Annotated in this window: 18 protein-coding genes and 3 pseudogenes; 3 read left to right on the plus strand and 18 right to left on the minus strand. The window is 68.2% G+C overall.

Features of this window, described 5'->3' with window-relative positions; genetic code table 11:
• Positions 1 to 73: 73 nt before the first annotated feature.
• The 6 genes and pseudogenes from fdhD to rplS form a co-directional block, all read right to left on the minus strand.
• Positions 74 to 895: a formate dehydrogenase accessory sulfurtransferase FdhD gene (gene fdhD / locus G6N20_RS11065; RefSeq protein WP_083046181.1), complete on the minus strand. Its 822-nt coding sequence runs from the start codon at positions 893 to 895 to the stop codon at positions 74 to 76.
• Entirely contained in the window at positions 895 to 3216 is a 2322-nt protein-coding gene (locus G6N20_RS11070) for an FdhF/YdeP family oxidoreductase (protein ID WP_083046180.1), read from the minus strand. The genes fdhD and G6N20_RS11070 overlap by 1 nt, the downstream gene beginning before the upstream one ends.
• Before the next feature lie 73 nt (positions 3217 to 3289).
• Positions 3290 to 3595, minus strand: a complete 306-nt coding sequence (locus G6N20_RS11075) for a DUF2469 domain-containing protein (RefSeq protein ID WP_012393608.1) — start codon at positions 3593 to 3595, stop codon at positions 3290 to 3292.
• A 44-nt stretch (positions 3596 to 3639) separates the two neighbouring features.
• Positions 3640 to 4444 (minus strand): annotated as a pseudogene (locus tag G6N20_RS11080) (ribonuclease HII).
• Positions 4445 to 4446: 2 nt separating this feature from the next.
• On the minus strand, positions 4447 to 5310 hold the full coding sequence (gene lepB, locus G6N20_RS11085; RefSeq protein ID WP_083046178.1) for a signal peptidase I: 864 nt from the start codon (positions 5308 to 5310) through the stop codon (positions 4447 to 4449).
• Positions 5311 to 5379: 69 nt separating this feature from the next.
• A complete protein-coding gene (gene rplS / locus G6N20_RS11090) occupies positions 5380 to 5721 on the minus strand; it encodes a 50S ribosomal protein L19 (protein ID WP_083046177.1) in 342 nt (113 codons plus the stop codon).
• Positions 5722 to 6091: 370 nt separating this feature from the next.
• Between rplS and G6N20_RS11095 the strand changes: the two genes are divergently transcribed.
• Complete coding sequence (locus tag G6N20_RS11095) at positions 6092 to 7033, plus strand: serine hydrolase (protein WP_083046176.1); 942 nt, start codon at positions 6092 to 6094, stop codon at positions 7031 to 7033.
• A gap of 5 nt (positions 7034 to 7038) precedes the next feature.
• Here G6N20_RS11095 and trmD read toward each other — a convergent pair whose 3' ends face one another.
• The 5 genes from trmD to G6N20_RS11120 form a co-directional block, all read right to left on the minus strand.
• Positions 7039 to 7731 (minus strand): tRNA (guanosine(37)-N1)-methyltransferase TrmD, encoded by a 693-nt coding sequence (gene trmD, locus G6N20_RS11100; protein ID WP_083046244.1) that lies wholly within the window; start codon positions 7729 to 7731, stop codon positions 7039 to 7041.
• 2 nt (positions 7732 to 7733) lie between these two features.
• The gene (gene rimM, locus G6N20_RS11105; RefSeq protein ID WP_083046175.1) at positions 7734 to 8255 is read right to left on the minus strand and encodes a ribosome maturation factor RimM; all 522 of its coding nucleotides are present in this window, start codon (positions 8253 to 8255) and stop codon (positions 7734 to 7736) included.
• A gap of 21 nt (positions 8256 to 8276) precedes the next feature.
• Complete coding sequence (locus tag G6N20_RS11110) at positions 8277 to 8519, minus strand: RNA-binding protein (protein WP_003878715.1); 243 nt, start codon at positions 8517 to 8519, stop codon at positions 8277 to 8279.
• An 8-nt stretch (positions 8520 to 8527) separates the two neighbouring features.
• On the minus strand, positions 8528 to 9028 hold the full coding sequence (gene rpsP, locus G6N20_RS11115; protein ID WP_083046243.1) for a 30S ribosomal protein S16: 501 nt from the start codon (positions 9026 to 9028) through the stop codon (positions 8528 to 8530).
• Positions 9029 to 9296: 268 nt separating this feature from the next.
• Positions 9297 to 9728, minus strand: a complete 432-nt coding sequence (locus tag G6N20_RS11120; RefSeq protein ID WP_083046242.1) for a nuclear transport factor 2 family protein — start codon at positions 9726 to 9728, stop codon at positions 9297 to 9299.
• Positions 9729 to 9799: 71 nt separating this feature from the next.
• Between G6N20_RS11120 and G6N20_RS11125 the strand changes: the two genes are divergently transcribed.
• Positions 9800 to 10684, plus strand: coding sequence for a D-alanyl-D-alanine carboxypeptidase family protein (locus G6N20_RS11125; RefSeq protein ID WP_083046174.1), 885 nt, complete (start codon positions 9800 to 9802; stop codon positions 10682 to 10684).
• Positions 10685 to 10937: 253 nt separating this feature from the next.
• Here the strand turns inward: G6N20_RS11125 and G6N20_RS11130 are convergent, their stop codons facing one another.
• The 7 genes and pseudogenes from G6N20_RS11130 to ffh all read right to left on the minus strand — a co-directional run bounded on the left by G6N20_RS11130 (position 10938) and on the right by ffh (position 19221).
• Positions 10938 to 11864, minus strand: a complete 927-nt coding sequence (locus G6N20_RS11130; protein ID WP_083046173.1) for a LysR family transcriptional regulator — start codon at positions 11862 to 11864, stop codon at positions 10938 to 10940.
• A gap of 8 nt (positions 11865 to 11872) precedes the next feature.
• Positions 11873 to 12166: a hypothetical protein gene (locus G6N20_RS11135; RefSeq protein WP_083046171.1), complete on the minus strand. Its 294-nt coding sequence runs from the start codon at positions 12164 to 12166 to the stop codon at positions 11873 to 11875.
• 113 nt (positions 12167 to 12279) lie between these two features.
• Positions 12280 to 12855 (minus strand): annotated as a pseudogene (locus G6N20_RS11140) (TetR/AcrR family transcriptional regulator); the annotation flags it as partial.
• 1 nt (position 12856) lies between these two features.
• Complete coding sequence (locus G6N20_RS11145) at positions 12857 to 14653, minus strand: N-acyl-D-amino-acid deacylase family protein (RefSeq protein WP_083046169.1); 1797 nt, start codon at positions 14651 to 14653, stop codon at positions 12857 to 12859.
• Positions 14654 to 14734: 81 nt separating this feature from the next.
• On the minus strand, positions 14735 to 16444 hold the full coding sequence (locus tag G6N20_RS11150) for a serine/threonine protein kinase (RefSeq protein WP_083046168.1): 1710 nt from the start codon (positions 16442 to 16444) through the stop codon (positions 14735 to 14737).
• A 68-nt stretch (positions 16445 to 16512) separates the two neighbouring features.
• Positions 16513 to 17625: a metal-dependent hydrolase family protein gene (locus G6N20_RS11155; protein ID WP_142271850.1), complete on the minus strand. Its 1113-nt coding sequence runs from the start codon at positions 17623 to 17625 to the stop codon at positions 16513 to 16515.
• 27 nt (positions 17626 to 17652) lie between these two features.
• A complete protein-coding gene (ffh, locus tag G6N20_RS11160) occupies positions 17653 to 19221 on the minus strand; it encodes a signal recognition particle protein (protein WP_083046167.1) in 1569 nt (522 codons plus the stop codon).
• 159 nt (positions 19222 to 19380) lie between these two features.
• Here ffh and G6N20_RS22430 point away from each other — a divergent pair.
• Positions 19381 to 19674, plus strand: a pseudogene (locus tag G6N20_RS22430) (IS982 family transposase); the annotation flags it as partial.
• Positions 19675 to 19739: the final 65 nt, after the last annotated feature.

Genomic DNA, 19739 nt, shown 5'->3' on the forward strand with positions numbered 1-19739 from the left:
GGCGCCGGCGGACACCGCAACCGCCGGGTTGTGCACAGTCGCGCACTCATCAACAGCGCACCACCCGGGTCCGCTAGGTGATGCGGTCGACCCTGCTGTAGACGTTCATCGAGTCCTGGCGCAGGAACCCCACCAGCGTGATCCCGGACTCCTCGGCCAGCGAGACGGCCAGCGACGACGGCGCGGAAACCGCTGCCAGCACCGGAATCCCGGCCATCAACGCCTTCTGGGCCAATTCGAATGATGCCCGCCCGCTGACCAGCAGCACCGACGCGCCCAGCGGTATCCGGTCGTGTTCCAGCGCCCAGCCAATGACCTTGTCCGCGGCGTTGTGTCGGCCGATGTCTTCCCGCGCGGCCAGCATGGTGCCGTCTACGGTAAACAGTGCCGCGGCGTGCAACCCGCCGGTGCTGGCGAAAACCCGTTGTGCGCCCCGAAGTTGGTCCGGCAAGGCCCGAAGCACCGAGGCGCTCAGGGTGACGGGATCGTCGCCCGGTGCGAACCGGCTGATCAGCCGCACCGCCTGCAGCGCGGCCTTGCCGCAGACCCCGCACGACGAGGTGGTGTAGAAGTTTCGGGTGACCTCCAGCTCCGGCGGCCTGACGCCGGCCGCCAAGGTCACGTCCAGGACGTTGTAGGTGTTGCGGCCGTCGTCACCGTGCACGCCGCAGTAGCGGATCGCCAGCACGTCGTCGCGCCGCGCAATAACCCCCTCGGTCAACAGAAACCCTTGCGCAAGCTCAATATCGGAGCCCGGGGTGCGCATGGTCACGGTGACCGGGGTGCCGTCGACGCGAATCTCCAGCGGCTCCTCGACGGCCAGGGTTTCCGGTCGGGTGGTCGCCCGATCGGCCGTCAGATGCTTGACTCGCCGACGAGCCGTCACGTGACCCACTAGGACGCCGGCTCCAACCGGATGATGATGGCTTTGGACACCGGGGTGTTCGACGTGGCCGCGGTGTGATCGAGCGGAACCAGCGGATTGGTCTCCGGGTAGTAGGCGGCGGCGTTGCCGACCGGAGTCGAATAGGACACCACCAGAAAGTCTTTCGCGCGCCGTTCCTGCAAGCGGCCATCGGCGCCGGTCCACTCCGACACCAGGTCGACGCGCTCACCCACCCGCAAACCCAGCGATTGGATGTCGGCAGGGTTGACGAACACCACCCGGCGGCCACCCTTCACCCCGCGATATCGGTCGTCGAGCCCGTAGATCGTGGTGTTGTACTGGTCGTGGCTGCGCAGTGTCTGCAGCACCAGCCGGCCGGGCGGCACCGGCACCCATTGCAGGGGGTTGACCGCGAAGTTGGCTTTGCCTGTGCTGGTGCGGAATTCGCGCGCATCCCGGGGCGGGTGCGGCAACTGAAACCCGTCCGGCGCACGCACCCTGCGGTTGTAGTCGCTGCAGCCGGGGACCACGGCGGCGATCGCGTCGCGGATGGTGTCGTAGTCGTCGGCGAACCGCTCCCACGGCACCGGATGCTGCGGCCCCAGCAGCGTGCGGGCCAGCTGGCAGATGATCTCCACCTCGCTGCGCACCAGGTCGCTGGGCGGGCGCAGGCTGCCCCGGGACAGGTGCACCATCGACATCGAATCCTCCACCGACACCAGTTGTTTGCGCCCACCCCGGATGTCGCGGTCGGTACGGCCCAGCGTCGGCAGGATCAGCGCGGTGGCGCCGTGCACCAGGTGGCTGCGGTTGAGCTTGGTCGAGACCTGCACGGTCAACGCGCACCGGCGCAGCGCCGCCTCGGTGACGGCGGTGTCCGGGGTGGCCGACGCGAAGTTGCCGCCCATACCCAGGAAAACGGTGGCCCGCCCGTCGCGCATGGCGCGGATCGCCGCCACGGTGTCGTAACCGTGCTTGCGGGGGCTGACAATGCCGAACTCGCGATCCAGGGACGCCAGGAACGGCTCGGGCATCTTTTCCCAGATGCCCATGGTGCGGTCGCCTTGGACGTTGGAATGCCCGCGCACCGGGCACAGCCCCGCGCCCGGCTTGCCGATCATGCCGCGCAGCAACAGCAGGTTGGTGATCTCGCCGATGGTGGCCACCGCGTGGGTGTGCTGGGTCAGGCCCATCGCCCAGCAGACCACGGTGCGCTGCGACGCCATCAACATCGCCGCGACCCGCTCGAGTTGGCGGCGTTCGATGCCGGTGGCATCGGCCACGGTGTCGAAGTCGACCCGCAACGTGGCGCGGCGGTACTCGTCGAACCCCGCGCAGTAGGCGTCGACGAACGCACGGTCGATCACGCTGCCCGGGGCCCGCTCGTCGGCCTCCAGCAACAACCTGCCCAGCCCGGCGAACAAGGCCATGTCCCCACCGACGCGGATCTGCACGAATTCATCGGCGATCGGGATGCCATGTCCCAGCACCCCGTTCACCCGCTGCGGATCCTTGAACCGGATCAGGCCGGCCTCGGGCAGGGGGTTGACGGCAATGATCTTGGCGCCGTTGGCTTTTGCCTTGCTCAGCACGGACAGCATGCGCGGGTGGTTGCTGCCCGGATTTTGTCCGGCGATGACGATCAGGTCCGCATGCTCGACGTCGTCGACGGTCACCGACCCCTTTCCGATGCCGATCGACTCGGTCAGCGCCGAGCCCGAGGACTCGTGGCACATGTTGGAGCAGTCGGGCAAGTTGTTGGTGCCGAAACTGCGGACCAACAGCTGATAGCAGAACGCGGCCTCGTTGCTGGTGCGTCCCGAGGTGTAGAAGATGGCCTCATCGGGGCTGTCCAGGGCGGTGAGGTGGTCGGCGATCAGCCGGTAGGCGGCATCCCAGCCGATCGGCCGGTAGTGGTCGTCGCCGGGGCGCAACACCATCGGGTGGGTAAGCCGGCCCTGCTGGCCCAGCCAGTATTCGGGTTTCGCCGACAGCTCGCCGATCGAGTGCCGGGCAAAGAACTCCGGGGTGACCGTGCGCTTGGTGGCCTCCTCGGCGACGGCCTTGGCGCCGTTCTCGCAGAACTCGGCCAACTTGCGTCCGCCGTGTTCTTCCGGCCAGGCGCAGCCGGGACAATCGAAGCCGGTGCGCTGGTTCACCCGAGCCAGCGCCGCCGCGGTGCGCAGCGCGCCCATCTGTTGCAGTCCTCGCTGCACCGACACCAGCACCGCACGCACGCCGGCCGCCTCGTGCTTGCGCGGCGAGACCGTTACCGCATGCTCGTCATAGTCGGCGTGGAAGTCGCGGGACGCGGGGCGGTGTAACCTCACGGCCTCAACGTACCTCGCTTGCCCGCCGCCCGTCGGCGGTCGCCGCGCGGCGCCCGCGGCCGCCCGGGTCAGCCTATTCGGGCAGCCGCAGCTCGGGCTTTTCGACTTCTTCGATGTTGACGTCCTTGAAGGTGACCACCCGCACCTGCTTGACAAACCGCGCCGGCCGGTACATGTCCCACACCCAGGCGTCGGCCAGCCGTAGCTCGAAATACACCTCGCCGTCGGCGTTCCGTGGCACCATCTCCACGCTGTTTGCCAGATAGAATCGCCGCTCGGTTTCCACGACGTAGCTGAACTGGCCGACGATGTCCTTGTATTCGCGGTACAGCGAGAGCTCCATCTCGGTCTCATACTTTTCGAGATCCTCGGCACTCATCTGCTCAGACGTCCTTCTCCCAGCCAATTTGCCCGACTCCCCGCTCACGGCCCGGTGCGGTCCGCAGCGCCACCAGTGACCCACATCGTCGCCGGGTGGGAACTCGTGTCCCATCTTTCCTCACCAGTATTCGCCGCTTTCGCCCGGAGGGTGGAGTTTGCGCTCGGCCACCGTCGTGGCGCGAGACCCGGTCGCGGCCCGCCGAACGTTGATAAACGAGTAGCGGTGCTGCGGGCAGGGACCCAGCCGGGCCAACGCGCGGCTGTGCGCAGGGGTGCTATAGCCCTTGTGCTCAGCGAAGCCGTATCCCGGGTGCTCGGCGTCCATCGCGACCATCACGCGGTCCCGGCTGACCTTGGCGAGCACGCTGGCCGCGGCGATGCAGGCCGCCGCCGCGTCGCCGCCGATCACCGGCAGCGACGGCACCGCGAGTCCGGGCACCCGGAAGCCGTCGCTGAGCACGTAACCGGGCCGCACCGACAAGCCGGCCACCGCGCGCCGCATCCCTTCGATGTTGGCCGCGTGCACACCGCGGCGGTCGATCTCGACCGACGGGATGAACACCACGTGGTAAGCCAGCGCGTAGCGGCAGATCAACGGGAACAACCGCGCCCGCACCGGTTCGCTGAGCTTCTTCGAATCATCAAGGGCGGCAAGGCTATCCAGCCGTCCAGGGCCGAGTACGCAGGCCGCCACAACCAGCGGGCCGGCGCAGGCGCCGCGACCCACCTCGTCCACCCCGGCCACCGGCCCCAGCCCGCTGCGATGCAGCGCCGACTCCAGGGTGCGCATCCCTCGCAAACCCCCAGACTTGCGGATCACGGTCCGCGGCGGCCAGGCCGTGGCCATCGCTACGGTCCCTGCTGCGGGTTTACCGAACCCACACCACCCCACCGCGACGGCGGCCACACGATGAACCTCGCCTTGCCGATGACGTTGCTCACCGGCACGGTGCCCGACGTCGGGTCGCCGGTGCACAGCAAGGGGCAGTGGGCGCGGGAATCCGCCGAGTGGGTCCGGTTGTCGCCCATCACCCACAGCCGCCCCGCCGGGACGGTGACCGGCCCGAATTCGCTGCCCAAACAGGGGTACACCGACGGGTCGGCCATCATGGTGGCCGGATCCAGATAAGGCTCCTTGACTGGCTTGCCGTTGACCGTCAACCCGGTGTCGGATCGGCACGCAACCGTCTGCCCGCCGACCGCGATGACACGCTTGACCAGGTCGTTCTCGTCGGGCGGTACAAAACCGATGAACGACAGCGCGTTCTGCAGCCAGCGCACCACGGTGTTGGGCGACCGGATCGACTTGTACCCGACGTTCCACGACGGCGGTCCCTTGAAGACGATGACGTCGCCCGGCTTGGGTGCGCCGAAGCGATAGCTGAGCTTGTCTACCAGGATGCGATCGCCGACGCAGGACGAGCACCCGTGCAGTGTCGGTTCCATCGATTCCGACGGAATCAGGTAGGGCCGTGCCACGAACGTCAACATCAAGTAGTAGAGCACCACCGCGATCACCGCCAGGATGGCGAACTCCCGCAGCGCCGACCGTTTCGGGGGCTTCGACTCGGCCCGGTCGACTTCCCCGGAGTCCGCCTCGAGGCCGGCGTCTGCTGCCTGCTCCCGGGTGTTCGGGTCGGGCGCGGTGAGCTTGGGCTCCGACCGATCAGCGTCGGACCGGCGCTCAGACGGGGAGTCGGTGGTTTCGGTCACCGGATCAGCGTAACCAGCACGGTTCGCCGCCCGGAACGCCGCCGAGCGCGCCCGCCACCACGGTGCCGGTCAGCGCTTCTCCTTGATCTTGGCCTTCTTCCCGCGAAGTTCCCGCAGGTAGTACAGCTTGGCGCGGCGGACATCGCCACGGGTCAGCACCTCGATGTGGTCGATGTTGGGCGAATGCACCGGAAAGGTCCGTTCGACGCCGACACCGTAGCTTTCCTTGCGCACCGTGAACGTCTCGCGGATGCCGCCGCCTTGCCGTCGGATCACCACGCCCTTGAACACCTGGATACGTTCCTTGGCGCCCTCGATCACCTTGACGTGCACGTTGATGGTGTCTCCCGGCTGGAAGGCCGGGATGTCGTCGCGCAGCGCCGTCTTGTCGACAAAGTCCAGCCTGTTCATGGGACCAGCCTGTTCATGGGAATGGCACATCCTCGGGGTCGCGGCCCGGTCAACTTCCCACACCCACGTGCGGCAGCCACCAAGCCGATGGTTCGGGCTTCGGGGCGCATCTCGCAGCGGGCGGGACGCCGCCGGCAACCGCTGGAGACAACCGGTCAATTGTGCCAGACGGTGCGCATGCAGTGAAAATCACAGGAAATCTCCGGTGTTCGCGGCCACCCGAACGCGCCGGCAAATGGTACATATGACTGAGGTCAACCGATGATTGGGGTCAAACCGAGCGAGCCCGACCCGACGCTGTACACGATGCCCGGGGCAGATGACGTTGCAGCCGCCCGCCTACACGCCTTCGCGATGTTGGAGGAGAGCAATGCGAGCACGGCCGCTGACGCTGCTCACCGCCGTGGCGGTGGTGACGTTGGTGGTGGTCGCGGGTTGCGAGGCCAAGGTCCAGGCGCAGGCATACGGCCGTCCGACCCCTTCGACCCCACGGCAGACCCAACCACAACAGCAGCTGATCGACCTGCTGTTGCGGGCGATCACGCCGTCCGGGGCGATCGGGGCACCGCCCGGCCGTGGGCTTAGCGGGGTGCAGGCACGCCTGCAACAGGCAACCGACGAGGCCGCCGCCAAGGGTGCCACCCTGTCGGTGGCCATCCTCGATCGCGCGACCCACCAGCTGGTCTCCAACGGCAACACCCGAATCATCGCCACCGCGTCGGTGGCCAAGCTGTTCATCGCCGACGATCTGCTGCTGCGGGCATCCCAGGGCAAGACCACACTCTCCCTGGAGGACCAGCGGGCGTTGCACGTCATGTTGCAGTCGTCCGACGACGGTGCGGCGGAACGATTCTGGGGTCAAGACGGCGGAGGCAGCATCATCACGGGGGTCGCCAGCCGGTACGGCCTGACCTCGACGGCGCCGCCCAGCGATGGGCGTTGGTGGAACACGACCAGTTCGGCGGCCGACCTGATCCGCTACTACGACATGCTGCTCGACGGCTCGGGCGGACTCCCGCCAGCAGGAGCCGGGGTCATCGTCAACGATCTAGCGAGGTCCACGCCGACCGGTGTTGACGGCTACCCGCAGCGGTTCGGCATCCCCGACGGTTTGTACGCCGAACCGGTTGCGGTCAAACAGGGCTGGATGTGCTGTATCGGCAGCGACTGGATGCATCTGTCGACCGGGGTCATCGGCTCGGATCGTCGCTACGTCATGGTGATCGAGTCGCTGCAGCCCTCCGATGATGCCACCGCCCGCGCGACGATCACCCAGGCCGTCCAGACGATATTTCCCAACGGCCGGATCTAGACCCGCTATTCGGGTGGGGCCAGTTCCGGTCGACGCTCGCGGGTGCGCCGCAGCGAGACCTCTCGACGCCAGGCGGCGATTCGGGCGTGGTCACCGGAGAGCAAGACCTCCGGGACGTCGAGCCCACGCCAGCTGGGCGGGCGGGTATAGCTCGGCCCCTCAAGAAGCCGGTCCAGGCCGGGCGAGTGGGAATCCTCGTGGTGTGACGCGGGATTGCCGAGCACACCGGCCAGCAGCCGCAGCACGGCTTCGATCATCACCACGGCCGCCGACTCCCCACCCGGCAGCACGTAGTCGCCGATCGAGACTTCTTCCACACGCATTCGGCGGGCGGCATCCTCCATGACGCGCTGGTCGATGCCCTCGTACCGGCCACAGGCGAACACCAGATGCGTCTCGGTGCTCCAGCGCTGTGCGGTCGCCTGGGTGAACAACGCGCCGGCGGGAGTGGGAACAACCAACAGCGTTTCGCCCGAACAGATGTCGTCGAGGGCTGCACCCCACACCGGCGCCGTCATCACCATCCCCGGACCGCCGCCGTAGGGCGCGTCGTCCACCGAATGGTGCACATCGTGGGTCCATCGCCGCAGGTTGTGCACCTGCAGGTCAACCAGTCCCGACTCGACCGCCTTGCCCGGCAGTGACTGCCGCAAGGGGTCCAGGCAGGCCGGAAAGATCGTCACGATGTCAATGCGCACGGTCACCCCAGATCCAGCAGGCCCTCGGGCGGGTCGATCACGATGGTGCCGTCATCCAGCGACACCGACGGGACGATCGCCCCGACGAACGGAACCAGCACCTCGCGGTCATCGCCGCGGATCGCCAGCAACTCGCCGGCGGCGGTGTGGATCACTTCGGCGACGACACCGACCCGCTGACCCGTCGTCGTGCGGACCCGCAGGCCTTCGAGCTGATGGTCGTAGAAGGTGTCGGGCTCATCGATGGGCGGCAGGTCGGCGGAATCGATGACGAGCAGGCTGCCGCGCAGCGCGTCGGCGGTGTCGCGGTCGGCCACTCCGGCCAATCGCACCAGCAGCCGGCCACCATGGTCGCGGGCACCGTCGACGACGTAGTCGCGTCCCTGATCGCTTTCGCGGGCTGGCCTGGCACGTAAGCGGGTACCCGGCGCGAACCGGGCAGTCGGGTCGTCGGTGCGGATTTCGACGACGATCTCGCCGGTGACCCCGTGCGCCTTGACCACCCGCCCGACTACCAGCTCCATGGGCATTGAGCGTGGGTTCTGCTACTGGTCGGTGTCCACCACGTCGACGCGGATACCGCGCCCGCCGATACCGGCGACCAGCGTGCGCAACGCGGTCGCGGTGCGTCCCCCGCGTCCGATCACCTTGCCCAGATCGTCGGGGTGCACATGGACTTCGACGGTGCGTCCACGGCGGCTGGTCACCATGTCCACCCGGACGTCGTCGGGGTTGTCGACGATCCCGCGGACCAGATGCTCGACGGCGTCAACCACGACGGTGCTCATTGCGCCGGTCAATGTTCGGCCGTCGGCTCGGGCTGCTCGCCGCCCGCGGCCGGCGCCTGGGCCGGCTCAGCCTCCGGGGCGGGCTCGGCGGCGGCTTCGGTGGCCTTCGCGGCCTTCTTGGCCGAAGACTTCTTCTTCGGTTTCGCGGCCTCGGTGGTGGGAGCGCCGTCGGCGGCGGCCAGCGCGGCGTTGAACAACTCGAGCTTGCTGGGCTTGGGCGGGGCGACCTTCAGCCGGCCCTCGGCACCGGGCAGACCCTTGAACTTCTGCCAATCGCCGGTGATCTTCAGCAGTTTGAGGACGGGCTCGGTGGGTTGCGCACCCACCGAGAGCCAATACTGGGCGCGCTCGGAGTCGATCTCGATGAGGCTGGGCTCTTCCTTGGGGTGGTAGCGGCCGATGATCTCGATGGAACGGCCGTCGCGGCGGGTCCGGGCGTCGGCGACGGCGATGCGGTACTGCGGATTGCGGATCTTGCCAAGCCGGGTGAGCTTGATCTTCACAGCCATGGTTAAGCGGTTCTCCTGTGTGGTCACGCTGCAATTCAGCGATCCGGGCGGGATGCCAGGATCCGGTTTTGCCTCGCGTGTGTGACCACCGGCTGCAGGCCCGAACAGCACCCCGAACAAGGCCTGACCGCGCGGCGGACAGCCGCATATTGTGCCAGAACGTGGCGCCACCGCAGAAACTCGGCCCCGTGGCGATCGCAAGCGCGGCGCAGCCGGGCGCTGGGGGTACCTCCCGCTTGCGGGGGACGGGTCGCCACCATCGGGCCCCTCACATCACTTTCTGGAAGCACTTGGTTTCGACCCTTCGCGTCATCCGCCAGCCTTCGGGGGTGCGCATGAACTCGTCGTCGTACCACAGCCCGCAGAACAGCACCCGCTGTTGACCGGCGGGCGGGTCCCCGGCGAGAACCATCGGGTTGAAGCAGAGCACCCGCGACGACGCGGTGTCCCCGTCGACGCGGACCGAGAAGTTGCCCAGCATGTGGGCATACGCCGGGAAGCTCGGCAAGACCACCGACAGCCACCGCTTGACCTCGGGATACCTGCCGTCGATGCCACCCAGGGCTCGATAGTCGATGTAGGCGTCGGGGGTGAACACCTTGTCAAGGTCGTCGAATCGGCGCTGGTCAATCGCGGTCGAGTAGTCCACCAGCAGCTGCTGGATTTCCAACCGGTCGGAGATATCGGCAAGGCTCAACATGCCCTGATTCAACACCGCCCGCCCGTCTGGAAATGGGCGACCGGCGAGTGCGGAAGTTAGACTCTGCCTCCATGCGAAGGCTCATGGCCGCAGCCGCTGCGGCGCTCACGTTCGGTGCTTGCGGTGTCACCGCCGGCGCGGCCACCGCATGGGCCGACACCGATGTACAGCCGGCCGGTTCAGCACCGATCCCCGACGGTCCGGCCCAGAGCTGGATCGTGGCCGATCTCGACAGCGGTCAGGTGCTGGCCGGGCGCGACCAGAACGTGGCTCATCCGCCCGCGAGCACCATCAAGGTGCTGTTGGCGCTGGTGGTCCTCGACGAGCTGGACTTGAACTCCACGGTCGTCGCCGACGCCGCCGACACCCAGGTCGAGTGCAACTGCGTGGGTGTCAAACCGGGCCGCAGCTACACCGCGCGCCAACTGCTCGACGGCCTGCTGCTGGTGTCGGGCAACGACGCCGCCAACACCCTCGCGCACATGCTGGGCGGCCAGGACGTCGCCGTGGACAAAATGAACGCGAAGGCCGCGACGCTGGGGGCGGCCAACACCCACGCGGCGACCCCGTCCGGGCTGGACGGTCCCGGCGGCTCGGGGTGGTCGACGGCACATGACTTGGCGGTCATCTTCCGGGCAGCGATGGCCAATCCGGTGTTCGCGCGGATCACCGCCGAGCCGTCGGCGATGTTCCCGAGCGACAACGGTGACCAGCCGATCGTCAATCAAGACGAGCTGCTGCACCGGTACCCGGGGGCGATCGGCGGTAAGACGGGTTTTACCCAGGCCGCGCGGAAAACGTTCGTCGGCGCTGCCGCCCGCGGTGGCCGGCGGTTGGTGATCGCGATGATGTACGGGCTGGTCAAAGAGGGCGGGCCGACATATTGGGATCAGGCCGCGAGCCTGTTGGATTGGGGTTTCGCGGTCAATCCGCAGGCCGGCATCGGCTCGCTGTAAGCGGGTCACGCGTCGCGGCGTGCGGCGCCTGCGGCGCTCGGTGGACAAAAGGAATCGCCGCTGCCAAGGGGAGTTCGGGTGTCGGCGGTGCGGCTTCGTTGGGCACGGCGACCGCACTGCAGCGAGCGCCATCGCAGCCCGCGGTGGCGAAGGCTGAGCGACGTCGCGGGCTCATACGCAGCGCCCGCCCCCACTTCCGATCAGGGTGGCGGCAGCAAGCCTCACCGGACAGGTCACCGGCCCGCCCGTGTCGTCAGGCAACGGTCGATGACCCCGCGATGCCCCGCACATCCTGCTCCGGCAGTCCACACGAGGTGATCACGGTGTCACGGAACGCGGCGGCCGACGGCGGCAGATACCGATTGGCCATCCACCCGATCGCAATGGGACGAACCAATCGCTGGTCGTCGAAAGCGATCTCCACAATGTTCGGCGTTGGCTCGGCCGCCTTGGGCAGCACACCGACCCCCAACCGCGCGGCGATCAGCCCGCGCAGCGTGGTGATGTCGGTGCCCTCGAAGGCGATCGTGGGAGAGATGCCATAACGGTGGCAGGCGTCATCGAAGATCCTGCGTACCGTGTGATCCCGGTCCAGGGCCACGATGGGTTGGCCGGCAAGCTCTTCGAAGCCGATCACCTCCCGGCGGGCCAGCGGGTGAGCTCGATCGACCACGGCGTAGAGGGGTTGGATGAACAACGGGTGCCACTGCACGTTGGCTGATTCGTCGAATGTCATGGGGTTGGTGAGGCAGATGTCGATGCCCCCCGCTACCAGATCGTTAACCAGCGCGGCACCGACCCGTTGCCGCAGTTCGAATCGGGCCGCGGGGTAGCGGTCATGATGACGTCGGATCAGCCGGGGGACCGTGGCCACGCCCAAGGAGCTCGGAAATCCCAGGGCCACCGTGCCGGCGTCGGCCCCCGCGAGTTGGCGCACGTCAGACACGGCTGCCTCGAGGCTGCGCTGCACCGCCCTTGCCGAGCGCAAGAACGCCAGCCCGAACCGGTTGAGTTCGTTGGCCCGGCCACGCCGGGTAAACAGCTCAACCCCGATCTCGGATTCAAGCATCGCGATGGCCCGACTCACCGCCGATTGCGACACCGCCAGCCGCTCGGCGGCATCGCGCAAGGTGCCAACGTCGGCGACCGTTTGGAAGTAGCGCAGCTGATAAAGCTCCATGGTGACCCTCAAACTCCCCTGCACGCATCAGTTCGATGCCCATGAACTCGTGCCCGTTGTCGGGCCACGTCGAGATGGCGGCCGGCCAAGACGAACAACGTCACGCCCGCGGCCGCTTCGAGATAGATGTGGGACGCGCCTTTGCCGAGCATGACGGTTGCCAAGACGCCGTGGCGCCAGCCGGGCTCCTGGGCCGTGCCCATGAACAGGGCGTACAGCGCGCACAGGAACGCCGACAGCGTCCCGACCGAGCCAACGGCGTCCGAGGAGGCGGCGGTCACCCCATACTCGCGCATGGTCATGATGCTCCCCTTGGTGGCTTTCGCTGCCGGCTACCCGACTCGCGTCGAGCGTGGGGTGAAGGCCTTGACTGGGCGGCCTGGGCGGACAATCCGTCCAGATGCGCCCATGCCGTGGTGATTAACGCCGCCAGCAGCTGGATCCGTCGATCCTCGATATCCCAGTCCGGCAGCAACCCCCGCACCAGGGCCGCTCCATCGAACACGTTGGTCAACAAAGCCACCAGAACCGGAAACGTCTCCTCCGAGAAGGCCTCGGCCCCGCGCAGTGCGCGTGCGGTATCGTGGATCTTTGCCGTGTACTGCCCGAACACGTCTTGCAGGTGGGCGTTGAGCTTCTCGTCGGTGCGGCCAGCGATCATCAGTTCGTACAGGACCGCGTTGGTAGGGCTGCTGGTGATATCCCGCTGAATCGTCAGCACCGCCTCTAGCGCCGGCCGGTCGGCCGGTATTTCGGCGACTCGCTTGGTGAACGTCTCCAGCTGACGGCGCAACACCTCCGATGCCGTGGCCGCCATGAAATCACCCATCGTTTCGAAGTGCCGGAACAGGGCGCCGACGGACATCCCAGCGCGTTTGGTGATGACGGCAGCTGACGCCCGGGCGTAGCCGACCTCGAGGATGGTGTCGATGCTGGCCTGCAGCAGCCGGGCGACGGTAGCTTCCCGGCGTTGCTGCTGGGTCCTGGCCATGTCAGACGCTGAGGCTCAGGGCGCGCCGTTCGCGCTCGCCGGCGCGCAGGTACCGGCCCGACTTCACGGTCTGGCCATAGCCGTCGCGGAACCGACCGCTGCGGAACACCACCGCGCCGCCCACACCCGTCGCGACCACCGTCGCATCGTTGCGATTGACCATGCGACGCAGGCCGCCGTAGAAGGGCACCGCCTCTTCGTGGTAGCCATCCACCGACTCGTCAAGGTGGGCCGGGTCGATCACCACGAAGTCGGCGCGGTCGCCCAGCCGCAACGTGCCCGCGTTGATGCCGAACCACTCGGCCAGCTCGCCGGTCAAGCGGTGCACCGCACGCTCGACGGACAGGAACGGCTTGCCGGCCCGCTCGGCGTCGCGCGTTCGTTTGAGCAGCCGCAACGGGAAGTTGTAGAAGGCCATGTTGCGCAGGTGCGCGCCGGCGTCGGAAAAGCCCATGTGGACACTGGGTTCGGCGGCCAGCTTGTTCAGCTGCTTGGGCCGGTGGTTGGCGACGGTGGTGGTCCAGCGGACGTTACGCTCGCCGTTGTCCACGAGCACATCCAGGAACGCGTCGAGCGGGTGCAGCCCGCGTTCGTCGGCGATGGCCCCGAAGCTCTTGCCGATCAACGATTCATCCGGGCATTCGACGATCACCGCGTCGTGGAAGTCGCGGTGCCACAACGACGGTCCGAGCTTGAGGCGGTCAAATTCGCGCCGGAACTGGCGACGGTAGGTCGTGTCGGCCAGCAGCTGGTTGCGCCGCAGTTGGTCACGCAGATGCAGAGCCGCGGTACCGGCGCCGAACTCCTCGAAGACGGGCAGGTCGATGCCATCGGAGTACAACTCGAACGGGACCGGCAGGTGCTGGAATCGCACGCTCGAGCCCAGCAGCTTGTTGAGCACGCGGGTGCCCCGCCCGAGCACGTGCACGGCGAAAGGCATCGACTTGGCGTCGGCAGAGACCAGCATGCTCATCCGGACTCCCTTGCGCCGGTTGAACATCCGGCTGCTGGCCACAAAGAACAGCAGTGCCGAGGCCGGGTTGTCGACGTCGGGTGCGCTCTGCAGAATCCGGCCACGCGCGCGCAGCACGTTGATCAGCCTGCGCCGTTCCCGCCAGGTCGCGAAGGTAGACGGCAACGCGCGCGACCGGAAGCGCTCGCCGTCGAGTTTGTCGATCGCGGCGTCCATCCCGGACATGCCCAGCATCCCGGCGTCGAGCGCCGCGTCCAGCAGTGTGGCCATCCGCTTCAGCTCGGCCTCGGTGGGCCGGACCGTGGCGTCGGTGGCGCGCTGCAGGCCCAGCACGGCAGTCCGCAGGTCCGAGTGACCCAGCAACGAGCAGACATTCGGTCCGAGCGGCAGGGCGTCGATCGCCTGGACGTATTCCGCGGCCGTCGACCAGGTCTGGCTGGTTTCCAGCGCACCCAGGACGAAGTTGCGCGGCACCGCCTCGACCCGGCTGAACAGGTCGGCGGCGTCTTCGGAGTTGGCGTACACCGTCGACAGCGAGCAGTTGCCCAGCAGCACCGTGGTGACGCCGTGGCGCACCGATTCCCGCAGACCGGGGTCGAGCAGCACCTCGGCGTCGTAGTGGGTGTGCACATCGATGAAGCCGGGCACGATCCACTTGCCCGCCGCATCGATCACCTCCGGGCAGCCGGCCTCGTCCAGCGGCTGCTCACCGGGTGCGGCCACCGCGGCCAGTACTCCGTCGCGAATGCCCAGTGTCCGGGTCTGCGGAGCGGCACCCGTGCCGTCGAACCACAGGCCGTCGCGAATGATCACGTCGTAGATCACGGTTTCCTCCAGTCGTGAGCGGCGCCAACGCTAGCATAGATAGCGACCGCTCGCAATCTTTTTCTGGGGGTCGGTTGGGGGTCAGCGGCCGGGGCCTGACGCCGTGGTGGTCGGCGTCGGCGGCGCCTCGGTGAGGGCCGGCGGAAGCGTCGCCGGGTCCGGCACGGTGACCCTCGGCGGCAGATCCCCGCTGCGGCTGGCCACCGCCGGGATCCGGATCACGGCTCCCTGTTGGCCGCACTCATCGCTATGGACGGTGACGACCATTTCACCGACGAGGTCGCCCTGCGGTTGTGGACGCAGCGACAGCAGCTGCGTCGTGGACTGGGTGCTTGCCGAGCCGTTGGGCCCGATGCACGGGAACGGCACCGTTTCCGGGCGAGAGGTCCACTGGCCGTCACCGAACTGCAGCACGAGCGGACGAACGGTCGGTGATTTGGCTCGAGTGTGGTCGTTGTCGTCGAGCAACGTCGCGACCGCCTGGCAACCCGTCGGTGTGCACGACGACCGGATCGCCCACCAGGTGTTCACGTCCGGCGGCTGCGGGCTGGGGGTGTAGTCGTAGGTCTGCTTGGAGCGTTGGACCTCGATGCGGTAGGTCCCGTCAAGCGACACCGGCGCGGTGGCCGGGGCGCCGCCGGTTGGGGTGCTTGGGGCAGCCGACGCGGTTGTCGGCGGGCCGGCAACCGGCGTGGACGTCGTGCTGGTCTTGCGCCCTATCACGAAACTGACGGCGACCAGGGCGACGATCAGGGCCACGCCGGCGGCGCCGACCACGATGCGGCGCGGCGCACGCCTTTGTGGTTTCACGGTCGCCGTGGAGTCCGCCAAGCGCCGTGCCAACCCGGCCACGGACTGCAGCGACGTGCCGCGCGACTTCGCGGGTGCCGACTGCACCGGGGCGGCGGGTTGCCGCTCAGCGTTGTCGGCGTCGGGCCAGCCGTAGGCCGGGTAGTCGACCACCTCGGTGACCCCCTGGGTCGGCGGCCCCACGACCTGGGGGCTGCGTTCACCGAACCCCGGGCCGGCACGTGCGCTGACCACGTCGGCGAACTCGCGGCAGCTGCCGAACCGGTGCTCGCGTTGTTGGGCCAGCGCCTTGGCGAACACCGCGTCCAGACGCGCCAGGTCCGGACGCGCGTCGCTGAGCGTGGCGGGCCGGGACCGGTCAGCCGGCGCCGCACCGGTCAGCAGGTGCACGACGGTGGCCGCCAGCGCGTACTGGTCGGCACGCGCGTCGACCTCATCGCCCATCAACTGCTCGGGCGCGAGATAGGCGGCCGCGCCCTTGCCGCCACCGGCCGCGGGCGCTATTCCGAAGTCGGTCAACAGAATCCGCGGTTCGCCGATGCTTGTCAGCAGGATGTTGGCGGGCTTGACCGCGCGATGCAGCAGTCCGCGCCGGTGCGCATGGTCGAGGGCGCTGGCGGCGGCAGCCAGAATCGCCAGTGCCTCGCCGACGGGTAGGACCGCCGGAAACCGCTGCCGCATCAGTTGCGCGGCGGTGATTCCGTCGATGTAGTCCGTCGCGATCCACAGTCGCCCATCGACCTCGCCGCGCTCGCGCACCTCCACGATGTGCGGGTGGTAGAGCTGTGCAGCGATCGGGGTCTCGCGGTGAAAGCGCCGGCGGAATTCGTCGTCCGCCGACAGCGCCGGGGTCAGGATTTTCAGGGCTGCCCATGGCGGCGACCGCGGGTCCTGGACCAGGTAGACCTCACCGGTCGCGCCGGCACCCAGCATCCGCACGACCGGGTAACCGGCAAAGGTCGCGCCGCTGGCCAACGCCATCTCGCGATCGTAACCACCATGGGCAGACTGCGCTCGGCTGCCGTCACCGAGAGCGCCACTGGGCCGGGCTACCAGGGCCGAAACGTGTTGCCGCGCAGGATCACCAGATCGGGGCGGTTCAGCACCTTGGGACCCTGCCGCGGGTCCTCGCGGTAGCACAACAGATCGGCCGACGCGCCATGGTCCAGACCCGGGCGACCCAGCCAGCGACGCGCATCCCAACACGCCGCGCCCAGCGCGTGGGTGACGCTCATCCCGATGCGCGTGAGGGCCTCCACCTCGTCGGCGATCCGCCCATGCTCGATCGTGCTGCCGGCGTCCGTGCCGGCATACACCGGCACGCCCGCCTCCCGGGCCGCCGCGATGCGCGCATAGCCGCGGGCGTAGAGGTTGCGCAGGTGCGCGGCGTAGGCAGGGTAGCGCACCGCGGCGTCGGCGATCCCGGGGAAGTTTTCCAGGTTGATCAGGGTGGGGACCAGTGCGGTGCCGTGGTCGAGCATCAGCTCAATGGTGTCGTCGGTGAGCCCGGTGCCGTGCTCGATGCAGTCGATGCCGGCGTTGATCAGGCCGGGCAACGCGTCCTCGCCGAAGACGTGCGCGGTGACCCGGGCCCCGCACGCATGTGCGGCATCGATGGCGGCCTTGAGCACGTCATCGGACCACAGTGGGGCCAGGTCGCCGATTTGGCGGTCGATCCAGTCGCCGACCAGTTTGACCCAGCCGTCGCCGCGGCGCGCCTGCTCGGCCACCGCGGCCGGCAGCTGCGACTCGTCTTCGAGCTCACTGGCGAAACCGGCCACGTAGCGCTTGGGTCTGGCCAGGTGCCGGCCGGCCCTGATAATGCGGGGCAGGTCGGCACGGGCGTCGAGGCTGCGGGTGTCGGTCGGGGAGCCGCAGTCCCGCAATAGCAGCGCGCCGACGTCACGTTCGGTCTCGGCCTGCGCGATCGCCTCGTCGAGTTCGACGGCGCCATGCTGGCCCAGCCCGACGTGGCAGTGCGCGTCGACCAGCCCGGGCAGGATCCAGCCGCCGTCAAAGACGGTGTCGGCATGGGCGACCGGCTCCGTGCTGATGCGGCCGTCGACGATCCACAATTCGATGGCGGTCTCGTCGGGCAGGCGCACACCTCGCACGTGCAGGCGCACGACGGGGCTACGTCCGACGGTGGCGATCCGCTTCACCCGGCCCCGCCGCGCTCGTCATCGCCACTACTTCTTGCCCGGGAACTTCAGCTTGGACAGGTCGAAGTCGGCCAGCCCGGGGGGAAGCTCGTTGAGACCCTCGGGCATCCGCGACAGGTCGGGGAAGCCGGCCGGCATGCCCGGGATGTCGGGCATGCCCGACATCCCGAACGGGCTCTTGACCTTCGGCGGCGTCGGGCCCCGTGCCCCCTTCTTGCCCTTCTTGCCTTTGCCCCCCTTGGACTTTCGTGTCGCGGACTTGCGCCCCATGCCCGGTATGCCCATGCCGCCGAGCATCGATGACATCATCTTGCGTGCCTCGAAGAAGCGGTCGACGAGCTGGTTGACCTCGGACACGGTCACGCCCGAGCCGTTAGCGATACGCAGCCGCCGCGACGCGTTGATGATCTTGGGGTCGGCCCGTTCTTCGGGCGTCATTCCGCGGATGATGGCCTGGATGCGGTCGAGTTGCTTGTCGTCGACCTCGGCCAGCGCGTCCTTCATCTGAGCCGCGCCGGGCAGCATACCCAGCAAGTTGCCGATCGGGCCCATCTTGCGCACGGCAAGCATCTGCTCGAGGAAATCCTCCAGCGTCAACTCGCCGGCGCCGATCTTGGCGGCCGCCTCCTCGGCCCGCTGGGCGTCGAAGACCTGCTCGGCCTGCTCGATCAGGCTCAGCACATCACCCATGCCCAGGATGCGGCTGGCCATCCGGTCCGGGTGGAAGACGTCGAAGTCCTCCAGCTTCTCCCCGGTGGAGGCGAAGAGGATGGGCACGCCGGCCACCTCGCGGACCGATAGCGCGGCCCCACCGCGGGCGTCGCCGTCGAGCTTGGTCAGCACCACACCGGTGAATCCGACGCCTTCGCCGAACGCCCTCGCGGTGGTGACGGCGTCCTGGCCGATCATGGCGTCCAAGACGAACAGCACCTCGTCGGGTTTGATGGCGTCACGGATGGCCGCGGCCTCGGCCATCAACTCCTCGTCGATGCCCAGTCGTCCGGCGGTGTCGACGATGACGACGTCGAAGTGCTTGGCCCGGGCCTCGGCCAGCCCGGCCGCGGCGACGGCGACCGGGTCACCGCGACCGAACTCCGGCGACGCACCCGGATGCGGCGCGAACACCGGCACTCCGGCACGCTCGCCGACGACCTGCAGCTGGTTCACCGCGGCCGGGCGTTGCAAGTCGCAGGCCACCAGCAGGGGTGTGTGCCCCTGATTGCGCAGGCGCGCAGCCAATTTCCCGGCCAGCGTCGTCTTCCCGGATCCCTGCAGGCCCGCGAGCATCACCACGGTCGGAGGGGTCTTGGCGAACACCAATTCGCGGGTCTGGCCGCCGAGGATGCCGATGAGTTCCTCGTTGACGATCTTGACGACCTGTTGTGCCGGGTTGAGGGCACCGGACACCTCGGCGCCCCGGGCGCGTTGCTTGATCCGGTGGACAAATTCCCGGACCACCGGCAGGGAGACGTCGGCCTCCAACAGCGCCAGCCGGATCTCGCGGGTGGTGGCATCGATATCGGCGTCGGTCAGTCGGCCCTTGCCACGCAGCCCCTGTAGGGCGCCGGTCAACCGGTCGGACAGCGATTCAAACACGCCGCCAGCCTAGACCCAACTGTGGCGCACCGGACGGGCTCTTGGGGTCGGTTGCCGATTGTTGGACCGACGGTAGGAGTCCACTTGGCGTGTGGGCTTGTGGCGGATGTGGCTGGAGGGCATCGATGGACGCTGGTGACGACGAACCTCGATGCCCCGTCCGGCGCCGAGTTGCAGCGCTACTGCGCCGAAGAACTGAACCCGCTGCTGGTGCGCCCGACCGCAAGGACGAAAACAAGCGCCGCTGTGCCAACCTCGCCGGCATGGGTCAATGGATCCAAGCCGTCTACGACACTGCAAAGACCAGCTCGGACTCAAGCGTCACGGTGGCCGCACCGCCACCGGTGTCCACCCCCGCATCGCGGCGCCTTTACTGGCGCTCGCCGCCGCCACTGGCGCAACTGGACCATCAACGCAGACGCGAAACGATCGCTGATCGCCGACGACCACTGACTCCGCTAAGTGGTCTTGCCCATAAGGTCCTCGGGGGTCTCGGCGTTCTGACAGGCCGCTCCAGG

Origin of the sequence: Mycobacterium shinjukuense (assembly GCF_010730055.1) — a bacterium.
GTDB classification, from domain to species: Bacteria; Actinomycetota; Actinomycetes; order Mycobacteriales; family Mycobacteriaceae; genus Mycobacterium; species Mycobacterium shinjukuense.